Annotated in this window: 9 protein-coding genes and 2 tRNA genes; 7 read left to right on the top strand and 4 right to left on the bottom strand. The window is 69.8% G+C overall.

From position 1 onward, the window contains the following. Positions 1–53: 53 nt before the first annotated feature. Positions 54–998 (bottom strand): DNA-3-methyladenine glycosylase family protein, encoded by a 945-nt coding sequence (locus tag ACCP09_RS10240; protein ID WP_433745301.1) that lies wholly within the window; start codon positions 996–998, stop codon positions 54–56. A 248-nt stretch (positions 999–1,246) separates the two neighbouring features. On the opposite strand from ACCP09_RS10240, the gene ACCP09_RS10235 reads away from it, so the two are divergent. The 4 genes from ACCP09_RS10235 to ACCP09_RS10220 all read left to right on the top strand — a co-directional run bounded on the left by ACCP09_RS10235 (position 1,247) and on the right by ACCP09_RS10220 (position 3,869). Further along, entirely contained in the window at positions 1,247–2,026 is a 780-nt protein-coding gene (locus ACCP09_RS10235; protein WP_228685115.1) for a ribosomal RNA small subunit methyltransferase A, read from the top strand. 81 nt (positions 2,027–2,107) lie between these two features. Next, a complete protein-coding gene (locus ACCP09_RS10230; RefSeq protein ID WP_433745297.1) occupies positions 2,108–3,028 on the top strand; it encodes a S1C family serine protease in 921 nt (306 codons plus the stop codon). Between the two features lie 84 nt (positions 3,029–3,112). Further along, positions 3,113–3,721, top strand: a complete 609-nt coding sequence (gene orn, locus ACCP09_RS10225; RefSeq protein WP_081617601.1) for an oligoribonuclease — start codon at positions 3,113–3,115, stop codon at positions 3,719–3,721. A gap of 72 nt (positions 3,722–3,793) precedes the next feature. Further along, positions 3,794–3,869 (top strand) — tRNA-His (locus ACCP09_RS10220). Positions 3,870–4,149: 280 nt separating this feature from the next. Here the strand turns inward: ACCP09_RS10220 and ACCP09_RS10215 are convergent. Then, complete coding sequence (locus tag ACCP09_RS10215) at positions 4,150–5,340, bottom strand: L,D-transpeptidase (protein ID WP_123685075.1); 1,191 nt, start codon at positions 5,338–5,340, stop codon at positions 4,150–4,152. A 173-nt stretch (positions 5,341–5,513) separates the two neighbouring features. Between ACCP09_RS10215 and ACCP09_RS10210 the strand changes: the two genes are divergently transcribed. Continuing rightward, a tRNA-Lys gene (locus ACCP09_RS10210) sits at positions 5,514–5,586 on the top strand. Positions 5,587–5,941: 355 nt separating this feature from the next. Here ACCP09_RS10210 and ACCP09_RS10205 read toward each other — a convergent pair. Next, the gene (locus ACCP09_RS10205; protein WP_433745292.1) at positions 5,942–7,087 is read right to left on the bottom strand and encodes a glycosyltransferase; all 1,146 of its coding nucleotides are present in this window, start codon (positions 7,085–7,087) and stop codon (positions 5,942–5,944) included. 333 nt (positions 7,088–7,420) lie between these two features. Here ACCP09_RS10205 and ACCP09_RS10200 point away from each other — a divergent pair, with 333 nt between their 5' ends. Continuing rightward, on the top strand, positions 7,421–8,398 hold the full coding sequence (locus ACCP09_RS10200; RefSeq protein ID WP_433745289.1) for a terpene synthase family protein: 978 nt from the start codon (positions 7,421–7,423) through the stop codon (positions 8,396–8,398). A 33-nt stretch (positions 8,399–8,431) separates the two neighbouring features. Here the strand turns inward: ACCP09_RS10200 and ACCP09_RS10195 are convergent, their stop codons facing one another. Continuing rightward, positions 8,432–9,082 carry a TetR/AcrR family transcriptional regulator gene (locus ACCP09_RS10195; RefSeq protein ID WP_027934361.1) on the bottom strand — a complete coding sequence of 217 codons (651 nt, stop codon included), beginning with the start codon at positions 9,080–9,082 and terminating at the stop codon, positions 8,432–8,434. A 357-nt stretch (positions 9,083–9,439) separates the two neighbouring features. Between ACCP09_RS10195 and ACCP09_RS10190 the strand changes: the two genes are divergently transcribed. Further along, positions 9,440–11,017 carry a PEP-utilizing enzyme gene (locus ACCP09_RS10190; protein WP_433745286.1) on the top strand — a complete coding sequence of 526 codons (1,578 nt, stop codon included), beginning with the start codon at positions 9,440–9,442 and terminating at the stop codon, positions 11,015–11,017. Positions 11,018–11,160: the final 143 nt, after the last annotated feature.

Below are 11,160 nucleotides of genomic sequence, written 5' to 3'. Positions count from 1 at the left end.
CGGGGCTCAGGCGGCTTGCGTCGGCGCCACCTTCGTCGCCGCTGCTGCGGGGCTCAGGCGGCTTGCGTTGGCGCCACCGTCGTCGCCGCTGCTGCGGGTTTCCGGCGGCGGTCGCGGGCTACGCGGAACAGCAGGGCGGCCCAGCTGCGGTACGGGGCCCACGCATCGGCGATCGAGGCGAGTTCCGCGGGCGTCGCGGCGGGGCGGATGTACGCGTGGCGCATTTCTTCCAGCAGGTACCGCTCGTCCGCGGGGAAGACGTCCGGGTGACCGGCGCCGCGGATCAGGATCAGCTGCGCCGAGAACGCTCCGATGCCGGGCAGGGCCCGCAGCGTCTCCAGGGCGTCCTCGGGGTCCGCGGCGCGCAGGGCGGCCGGGTCGAGGACTCCGGTCAGCGCGGCTTCCGCCACCACGCGGAGACGGTCCACTTTGATCTCCGGCAGCCACGGCGGCGCGGGCATCTCCAGCAACTCCGCCGGCGCCGGGAACGACCACAACCGACGCCCGTCGACGTCCAGCTGCCTGCCGTGCAGTTCGGCGATCCGCTGCTTGAACAGAGCCGCCTGCGTGAACCGGATCCGCTGCCCGATGATCGCCCAGCAGGCGGCCTCGTACGGCGACGTGAACAACACCGGACGCAACCCGGGGTACCGCGCCTGCAACGCACCCACCACCGGATCACGCTCGCCGACCGCGGCGAAACCGGAGCCGTCCACGTCGAGCGACAGGATCCGCGCCACGTGCCGCGCCGCCTCGGCGACGTCGGCTTCCCCTGCCACCACTGACACTTCGACGGATCCGGGCGCCCGTTGCCGCACCCGCACCCCGGTATGCACCCACCCGCCCGGCAACGGGAAGGCGAACCGGAGGGTGCCCGGCTCCTCCGCCGCATCCGGTCGCGACGCGGGCGCGAACCCCTCCAGGAACCCGGCCGCCGCCGCGAGGTCGAACGGCCCCGGCACGGCGATCTCGACGGTGCCCGTCACATTGCTCGTCATCGTTGCTCTCCTTCGGTCCGACGATGATGGGACGACGGTAGCGGGACCCACCGACAATTCCGGGAAAAGCAGTTGCCGGCCCCGCTACGGTGGAGCCATGGGTACCTTGTTGCAGTCCTGCGTGGCGTTCGCCCGCTTGCGGCGCGCCTGAACGCAGCGGCTGCCCCGCACACTTCGGCTTTTCCAGCCACCACAACGCCAGTCGCTGCGTCATGAGCTCCTGCCCGCTCTCATGACGTGGAGTACCCATGCCCTCGGCACCTCGTGCCGGGCGGTCCGCCGGCGTGCACTTCCTTGCCACACCGGCGATCGCCGCACAGCTCGTCCAGTCCTGCGCCATCGGCGGCGACGATCTCGTCCTGGAGATCGGCGCCGGCCAGGGCGCCCTCACCCGCCACCTCGCCGCCACCGGCGCACGCGTTCTCGCCGTCGAACGAGATGAACACTTCGTGCGCCGCTTGACCACCCGATTCGGTGATCGGCCGAACGTTCGCGTCGTGCACGCCGACGTCCGCGACATTCCCTTGCCGCGACGGCGGTTCCACCTCGTCGCCAACATCCCGTACGCGCTATCGACGACGATCCTCCGCCGCGTCCTGACCGGCCACACCGCGCTCCACCGCGCGGCGCTGCTCGTCGAATGGGGCTTCGCCAAACGGATCTGCGCCACCGTGCCCGGGCGGCTCGAACAAGCATGGTGGGCCGCCCGCTTCGACCTCGAACTGGTGTCCCGGATCGGCGCGCGGCACTTCTCCCCGCCACCCCGCGTCGACTCCGCACTCCTGGCGATCCGCCGCAACGACTTCCCCCGGTCAGCCGAACGAGCACTGTGGACGGTCCTGTCCACCGCCTACCGCCACCCCTCCGCGCCGGCGCACCTGCTGTTCGACCGGCGCGCCCTGCGCCGGGCGGGAATCCGGCCTGCGGAGCCCGCGGGCACCGTCCCGCCCCAGCGGTGGGCGCACCTCGCCCGCGACCTGTCCCCCGGCCGCACCTGGCCCGCCCTGCCGAAACAGATCCGCGACTGAGAACTCTCAGGAAATTCTTCTCAGGGGATTTCTGGGTCGCTCCACAGGATTCTCACAAGAAAGGGGACGAACCTCATGGGCATGAACGAGAACGAGTTCCGGGCGAGCCAGGCCGGCGGAGTCCCGCCGACCTACAGCCACCCCTACTACCAGCAGCCGGTCGCGGCCGCGCCGGTGCTCACGCCCCCGCGGCCCAAGAAGAAGCGCGTCGCCGCACTCGTCACCGCCAGCACCCTCGCCGCGGCGGTCATCGGCGGCGCCAGCGGAGCCGCCATCGTGGGCCTCGACAGCGGAACGCCGACGGGCTCGGCCACCACCGCCACCACCGTGTCCAGCACCACGAACACCGACGTCAGCGCCGTCGCCGCCAAGGTGCTGCCCAGCGTCGTGCAGGTCAACGTCACCACCCGCCAAGGCGAGGCCATCGGCTCCGGAGTCATCCTCAGCTCCGACGGCAAGATCCTCACCAACGCGCACGTCGTGTCCGACGCCGTGGGCGACGTCACCATCACCCTCTCCGACGGCACCAAGTACCAGGCCGGCGTCGTCGGCGCCGACACCAAGGCCGACATCGCCGTCCTGCAGGCCGAGGGCGCCAGCGGCCTCACCGCCGCCACCCTCGGCGACTCCAGCAAGGTGCAGGTCGGCGAAGAAGTCGTCGCCATCGGTTCACCCGGCGGCCTGCAGAACACCGTCACCTCGGGCATCGTCAGCGCCCTCAACCGCGACCTCTCCGACATCTCCAGCGGCGAACCCGACACCCCCTTCGGGCAGACCGCCAACACCAGCAGCGACAGCCCCAGCTACACCGCCATCCAAACCGACGCGTCCATCAACCAGGGCAACTCCGGCGGCCCACTGGTCGACATGAACGGCGAGGTCATCGGCATCAACTCCGCCCTCTACAGCCCCTCGTCGACCTCCGCCGGATCGGTCGGCATCGGCTTCGCCATCCCCATCAACGACGCCAAAACGATCATCGAGCAGATCGAGAACAACTGACACAACCGGAACGGGCCGCGGTCGGGGCGGCCCGTTCCGCTGTGCCGGAAGGTCCCCGCGCGCGGCCCGCGTTAGGGTTTCCCGGTGACCGACCGTCTTGTCTGGATCGACTGCGAAATGACAGGGCTGGACCTCGCGAAGGACGCCCTGATCGAAATCGCCGCCCTGGTGACCGACGCCGACCTCAACATCCTCGGCGACGGCCTCGACATCGTCATCCACGCCGATGACGACACCCTCGCCGGCATGCCCGACGTCGTGCGCGAAATGCACGCCAAATCCGGGCTCACCGACGAAGTCCGCCGCTCCGTCACCACCCTCGAGGAAGCCGAACAACGCGTCCTCGACTACATCCGGGCCCACGTCCCCGAACCCAACAGCGCGCCACTCGCGGGCAACTCCATCGCCACCGACCGCGGCTTCATCGCCCGCGACATGCCCGCCCTCGACGCCCACCTGCACTACCGCATGGTCGACGTGTCCTCGGTCAAGGAACTCGTCCGCCGCTGGTACCCGCGCGTCTACTACGCCAAGCCCGAGAAAGGCCTCGCCCACCGGGCGCTCGCCGACATCAAGGAATCCATCAGCGAACTCGACTACTACCGGCGCACCGCGTTCGTGCCCATGCCAGGGCCCAGCAGCGACGAAGCCCGCGCCGCGGCCGCCGAAGTGCAGCTCAAACACAGCAACTGACCCCCCGCGAGGCCCCCGCGACGGGCACGCTACGATATCCCGGCTGGTGGCGATCGCAAGACGCCCCACGTGGTGGGTGTAGCTCAGCTGGTAGAGCACCTGGTTGTGGTCCAGGAAGTCGCGGGTTCAAGTCCCGTCACTCACCCCAATGGCCCCACCCTGCTCGGTCGCTTCGCGGCCTCGCCGGGTGGGGTTCGTCATTTCATCCGGGGGCCGAGCCCCCGGGCCCCCACGGTGCGAGCTCCTCGCCTTGGCGAGCGCTGGGCACGAGCGGTGGGAACCAGCGTGGGGTGCCCCTACTCGGTCGCGGAGCGACCTCGTGGGGATTGGTGACCGATCCACTGCTCTGGCTCAGTCGCCTCGTGTTGTGGTGGGCGCAGCCCCACCTGCCGTTGGCGAGCTGGTGGGGCTGGGCCTGGGTTGGGGTGTTAGCTGGTTGTGGGGGTTGTCCAGGCTGTCCAGGGGAGTTGCCAGACCGACCAGCCGTCCGTGGGTTCCAGCGGCTGGCCGCCGCTGTTGGCGACCGTGAACAGGTCGCCCTTCTTCGACAAGTCCATCAGCCACTTCGCGTTGGCGGTCGACAAGTTGATGCAGCCGTGGCTCACGTTCCGGCGCCCCTGCGAACCCACCGACCACGGCGCCGAGTGGTAGAAGATCCCGCTGTTCGACAAACGCACCGCGTACTGCACGAACGTCCGGTAACCACCAGGCGTGTCCGCGGGAACGCCGTACGTGCCGGAGTCCATCGTGTAACCCACGTGCTCGCTCATCACCGTGTACGTCCCCACCGGCGTGGTGTTCCCCGGCTTGCCCATCGAGATCGGCAACGACCGCACCTCGGCGCCGTTCACCAACACCTTCGCCTGGTGCGAACCACCATCGGCGAGCACCTCCACGCGGTCGCCCACCGTGATCTTCGCCGCACGGTCCTCCAGCCCGTACGCCCCGCCGCCCAGGGACTTCCCGTAGATCGCGGCGTCCACCGAGATCTTCGTGCCCGGCAACCAGTAGTCCTTCGGCCGCCAGATCAGCTGACTGTCACTCATCCAGCGGAACGCGCCCTCCGTGACCGGCTCCGTCACCACCCTCAGCGCCCGCTCCGCCGCCGCCCGGTCCGCCACCTTCGAGTTGAACGTGAAGATCAACGGCATCCCGACCCCGACCGTCTCCCCGTCCTGCATGTTCAACGAGACGGAGATGGTCTTCCGCGGCTTCGCCACGGTGGTGAACGTCGAGGTCGACGTCACCTGCTTGCCATCGGCGCCCACCGCCACGGCCGTCAACGTGTACTGCTTGCCGTAGCCGAGCCCGTCGGCGAACTCCCACGACGAACCATCCGCCGAGAGTGCGCCCGGCACCGGCTCACCCTCGGGGTTGCGCAGCGTGACCTCGGTCAGCTTGCCGTCGGCCACCTTCACCGACACGGCTTCCCCCGGCGCGACGTCGGCGGCGCCCGACGACGGAACCACCGCGAGCGACGCCGGACGGGCGGCTTCGACCGACGGCGGCGCAGGCTCACCCCGCCCGCCACCACCCGGCTCCGTCGTGCAGCCGGCCACCAGCCCAACCGCCAGCACCAGGCAAGCCCATCTGCCCGCCCCCACCGAACGCCGCATCATGCCCCCAATCAGGTGAAGATCGCCCGCTTCGTACTCCTGCTCCCAGTCTGCCCGATCTCGACGCCCGCAGGGGCCAGACCTGCCGAAACGTGATTGGGGACCCTCCGTGAAGGGGCCCTCGGAGGCGTGCTAATCTTTTCTTCGTCGCCAGGGAGACCAGGCGGCCGGAGCAAGCGCCATTAGCTCAACTGGCAGAGCAGCTGACTCTTAATCAGCGGGTTCGGGGTTCGAGTCCCTGATGGCGCACAGTCACCCCAGGTCCTAGGGCCTGGGGTTTTTGCTTTCTGATCTTGGTGCCGGTTTACTGCCGTTTTTGGCGACGTCCAGCACGCCGAGCACTACTGCCGAACGCCGGGACGGCAGGTTGCGGCCGACGTAGGTGTCTGTGGTTTGCGACACACGAGAGTGGCCGAGAAGGTCCTCGCTTCCCGCGCCGGAAGCGTGTCAGTGACCAGCGTCGCCACCGTCCGGCGGAACGTTCGAGGCGTGAACCAGTCGCCGATTCGAATTGGGCAAAGATGCTCAGCACCTCGTCAGCCGGGGTTTTTCTGTTGGCGTCCCTTCGGAGGAGACCGCGGGCGGTTCTCGATGCGCGCGGTGGCTAGACCAGTGCGGCCACGTCTTCGGCGAATTGGTCGAAGCCGGGGCAAGCGCGGGACTGCCGGGCCATCGCCGCGGCGCGGTGGGGGTACGGGGCCCGCAGGGCCTGTTCGCAGCTCTCGCTCAGGGAGGCCGGCGTGAGGGAACCGACGTCGAGCCGGATGCCGAGGCCCAGTGCCGCCGTGCGCGCCGCGTTGTGGGACTGGTCGGAGAACATCGGCAGGAGCACCATCGGGGTCCCCGTGCGGATCGCCTCGGCGACGCTGCCGAAACCGCCGTGGGTGACGAGGAGATCCGCGGACTCCAGCAGCAGCGGTTGCGGCACGAACGACATCAGCCGCACGTTGCCGGGCCGTGGACCGGTCCACTCGCCGGGGTCGGCACCCAACGCGACCACCGCGGTGCACGGCAGATCGCCCAGCGCGGCGACCATCGTCTCCAGCACCGCGGGCGTCTCCGGCACGAAGGTCCGCGCCACACTGCCGAGCCCCGCGACGACCAGCGGCCGGTCGTCCGGCAGATCCAACAGCGACACGTCGAGCGGGCCTGCGGGCGGATCCGGCCGGTAGTAGCGCGCCGAGGACACCCGCAGCTCCTCCGGGTACCACGCGGCCGGCACCACCCCGGCGAGCAGGAAGCCCTCCGGGTGCCCCGGCTCGTCGACGGTGTCCAGTCCGAACTCGGCCCGCTGACCGTTCAGCGCGTCCCGGACCAGCGGCAGGTTCAGTGCCGAGAAAGGAGAAGTGTCCAGGACCGCCTGCGGCAGCCCGAGCCTCTCCGCGGCAAGGTAGCCGCCGAACTCCTTGCACTCCCGCACCAGCACGTCGGGCTTCCAGGAGCCGGCCACCGCCAGGACGTCCCGCGCGAAGGCGCCCGCCAGCGAACCGGCGAAGGCGATCGTGAGCGTGCTGGACGCCTCCCGCACGTCACCTTCCGGCACCGCGGCCGGATCGGCCACCAGTTCGGTCAACGTCAGCACGTTCGGCAGCGGCAGGTGCTCGATCCCGGCGCGGGCGAGGTGGGGCGCCATGGCCGGCGCCGTGGCGACGGCGACCTCGTGCCCGGCGCGTCGCAGCGCCTTCGCCGCAGGCACCAGCACCGGCACGAGGTGCGAGTAGAACGGCTGGCACGTCATGAGCACGCGCATCCAGGCCCCCGATCTCCGCGCGAAAAACGCCGTGCCTTTGTACCAGGGAAGCGCACCGAGTTCCGTGGAGGCCCACCAGTTGCTCCCACCGGCCGAAGACATACCTGCGTACGCCGGAATTCCGCCGAACAGTCCTAAGTGGACCAGGTGAACAGGAGGTTGATCGACTCCCCGGCTGCCGCTATGGTCGGAAGATCGGATTCGGCGCCGACGGAAACGCTCACACTACCCTGCAGGCCATTTTCGGCCACTTCCATCGAACACCGGCATCCCGGTGGATGCCCGGCGACGGACGGGATTCTCACTGTGATGGCTACCCAATGGACTCCTGCGGTGCACTGGCTCGGGGAACAGGCGCCGGATTCGGACGTCGTGATCAGATGCCCGTTCCCCGCCCGCCGGAATCCCCATTTCGACCGGCTCGTCGTCGACACCGAACGGTGGTTCGTCGAACAGGGCGTGTTTTCCCGGCACCCGGACGCGGACCGCCTCACCAGACAGTTCCTCCGCCACCAGGGCGCCGAAGAACACGCGCGGATGTGGCCCGATGCCGAATACCCCGGACTGTGGCTGGCCGCGCGGCTGCTGACCCACATGTCCTGCTTGGACGACTTCCTCGACGAGATCTGGGGCCCCGACCAGGACGACCACGCCGCCCACGTGGTCGGGCTCATCGCGGACATCCTCAACGACAAGGCCGACCCGGCGGCGGTGGCGGCCGAGCCGCTGGCGGCGCTGCTGGACTCGCTGTGGACCGAAACCCGGTCGGTGGCACCGGAACACTGGCTGGACCGGGCCGCGCGGATCCACCTGGCGTACCTGGAAACGAGCATGGAGGAACGCGCGCTCCGGGCGGCGAGCGCGGTGCCGACGACGGCGCGGTACGTGACCTCCCGCCACTACAACGGCGGGATGTTCTACGCCGCCGCGCTCGTCGAGCTGGCGAACGAAGCCTGGCTGCCGGAGGACCTGTCCGGCCGCCCGGAGATCACCGACCTGGCGCTGCGGCTCAGCAACGCGAGCACGTGGGCCAACGACCTGTTCTCGTACCAGCGGGAAGCCGCGCACGGCACCGGCGCCAACCTCGCGGTGGTGCTGACGACGCACGAGGGCCTGACCGTGGCCGAGGCGGTCACCAAGATCGTCGAGCTGGTCAACGCCGAACTGCTCACCCTGGACTTCCTGTGCGACGCGGCGGCCGCCCTACCGGATCCGGCGGCCCGGTACGCGGACGGCGTGCGGGCACTGGCATCCGGGCTGATGCACTGGATGGCCGGAACCGCCCGCTACGCGACGACGCCGAGCGCCTGACGTGCCGGCACGCGTCCACGAAGGACCGTCGCATTACCGCGGTTCGTCTACGGGAACCGGGATCGAGCTCATCCACCGGGCGCGCTGCTGCTCGACCGCGGTGTCGATGGCCTGCAGGATGCTCGTGATGACGAGGTCGTATATCTGGTCCGCGCTCAGGCCGCGATCGGCCTCGGCCTTCGCCAGCGCCGGGTACTCCCCGGCGCTCGCGCCCGGCCCGCCGGTGCGGGTCTCGTGCAGAGCGCTGCTGACGGCGAACGCCGCGAGCGCGTCGAGCAGTGGCATCACCACCGCGCTCGGCACACCCTCGCGCATGAGCCGGGCGGCGGAGGTGTCGAGCAGGTGCGCGCCGAACCCGTGCGACCGCGACGCGACGATGACCGGCAGCAGCGCGGGATGGGCGAGCAGCACGCGGCGCAGGGTGCGAGCGTTGTCCGGCAGCCACTCCCGCCAGGAGGCGTCGGGCTCCCCGGTGTCACGCACCTCCTCCAGAACCAGGTCCGCGACGCCGACGAGAATGTCCTCCTTGCTCTTGAAGTGGTGGTACAGCGAGGCACCGTTGACCCCCATCGCGGCCGCGAGGCGCCGGATGCTCAGCGCTTCGAGCCCGCCGTCGTCGACGATCTCGAGCGCGACCTCCAGCGCCCTTCGCCTCGAGATCAACGGAACCTTGGGTCTCACCACGCCGTGACTATAAGCCAACACCACCCGGAACCCGGCCGGGTGATAAACGGCTTTCCCTGTAGAACGACGATCAAATTCCGCAGAGCGCGGAAAATCGGCCGGCGCACCGTACACAGTGGTCCAGCCGCTGACCAGCGCCGATAGCGCAGTGTCATAGAACCGTTAACCGTGCGTTGCCGGGTTATTGCTCAGACGTGGCCCCCAAACGAATTTTGGCTCAACAGCAACCTTATGCAGCCCTCCCGAGCAGGTCTAAGATCACCCGGGCCTACCTAAACCGAACGATGATTGGTGTCGCTCATGCTTCCTCCCACACCAGGATCCGATCCGCTCGACAACGCGGCCTGCGATCCCGGCGTGACCTGGACCACCGGCAACGTCGCCGAAGCCTTCCCCGGCGTCTCCACGGCGCTCGGCTTCACCTTCATCCACCGCCCGATGGAGCTGGCGTTCCGCAAGATGTTCCTCGGCATGGGCGTGTTCGGGAAGGCCGCGCTGGCCGTGCCCGAGCGCATCGAGGACCAGTTCTGGACCGCCTTCGCCGGACGCGCGGCGGCCAACATCAACCAGTTCCGTGCCGTCGCGAGCCTCATCCCGGGCACCTCGGCGACCGCCATCGAACAACAGCTGTTCGGTTACGTCCGGGAAGGCACCGTCGACGAGAACTCGATGCGGCGGTACCCGATCATCGGGGTGAAGGCGCCCCGCGCCGTCTTCACCCTGCCCAAGAAGCACGACCGCATGTTCGCCGAGCTCCGCGAGTGGCGCCTGCAGACCCTGCCCACGATCCCCGGCGGGTCCGTCGCCGACAGCCTGGCGATCCTGCAGGACGCCAGGGAACGCTTCGAGCGGATCATGATCCTGCACCTGCTGGTGGCGTTCGTCAGCTCGGGCCTGGCCGACCGGCTGGCCGCCATGGTCGCCGCCGCGGACGTGCCCGGCCTGGAATCCCGACTGCTGTCGGGTGTCGGCTCGGACGAGAACGAGGTCGCCCAGGACCTGTGGCTGCTCGCGCACGAGCGGATCGACCTCAAGACCTTCCTGGACCGGCACGGCTACCACGGACCGCACGAGGGCCAGCTGCACAGCACCTCGTGGCGTGAGGACCCGGCGCCGATCCTGGCCCGCCTCGCCGACTACCGCGCGGTCGCCGAAGACGACCCGCGGGCGCCCCGCAACCGCGCCGCCGAGCAGACCCGCATCCGGCACGCGGCCGCCGAGGAGCTCAAGAAGGCGGTGTCGCCGTTCCAGCGCCGCTCGATCACGCTGCTGACCAACCTCTCGGCCCGCTTCCTCGCGCTGCGGGAACAGGGCAAGGCCGGCTACCTGCTCACCTTCGACGTCGCCCGCGCCGCGGCCCGCCGGATCGGCGCGGACCTGGTCGAGCGGGGACTCCTCGACGACGCCGCCGACGTCTTCCACCTCACCTTCGACGAGGTCGTCTCCGGTGACGCCACCGACCGCCGTGACCTGGTGCGGCACCGGCGCGCCCAGTACGAGGACCGGTTGCGCTACCGGCTCCCGCAGGCGTGGGCCGGGATGCCCGAGCTGATCGAGATCGGCGGTGACGCCTCATCGGACGCCCCGGTGGGCACCACGATCACCGGGGTGGCGGCCAGCGGCGGCGTGGTCGAAGGACGCGCCAGGGTGGTCCGCGACCCGGCGGCCACCGAACTGGACGACGGCGACATCCTCGTCTGCGAGACCACCGACCCCAGCTGGGTGTCCCTGTTCCTGGTCGCCGGGGCGGTGGTGACCGACTTCGGCGGTCTGCTCAGCCACGGCCCGATCGTCGCCAGGGAACTGGGCCTGCCGTGCGTGTGCGGGACCGAGGACGGCAGCCGCCGCATCCGGGACGGGCAGCGGATCCGCGTCGACGGCGACCGCGGCGTCGTCGAGGTCCTCGCTCGCGTCGACGAAACCGCCACCCGATGACGGACGACGCCGGCACCCCGCGGGGTGCCGGCGTCGTTTCCCGCCGCGTCACCAGGTGCCTGCCGCCACCTCCGCCGTCGCGACGTTCATCAGGTGTTCCAGCAGGCGCACCAGGATGCGCTTGCTGGACTCGCGATCCCGCA

Origin of the sequence: Amycolatopsis sp. 3B14, from assembly GCF_050958625.1 — a bacterium.
GTDB lineage: Bacteria > Actinomycetota > Actinomycetes > Mycobacteriales > Pseudonocardiaceae > Amycolatopsis_E > Amycolatopsis_E thermoflava.
The sequence above is the reverse complement of the archived record's forward strand: the minus strand, read 5'-3'. Positions and strand labels throughout refer to the sequence as shown.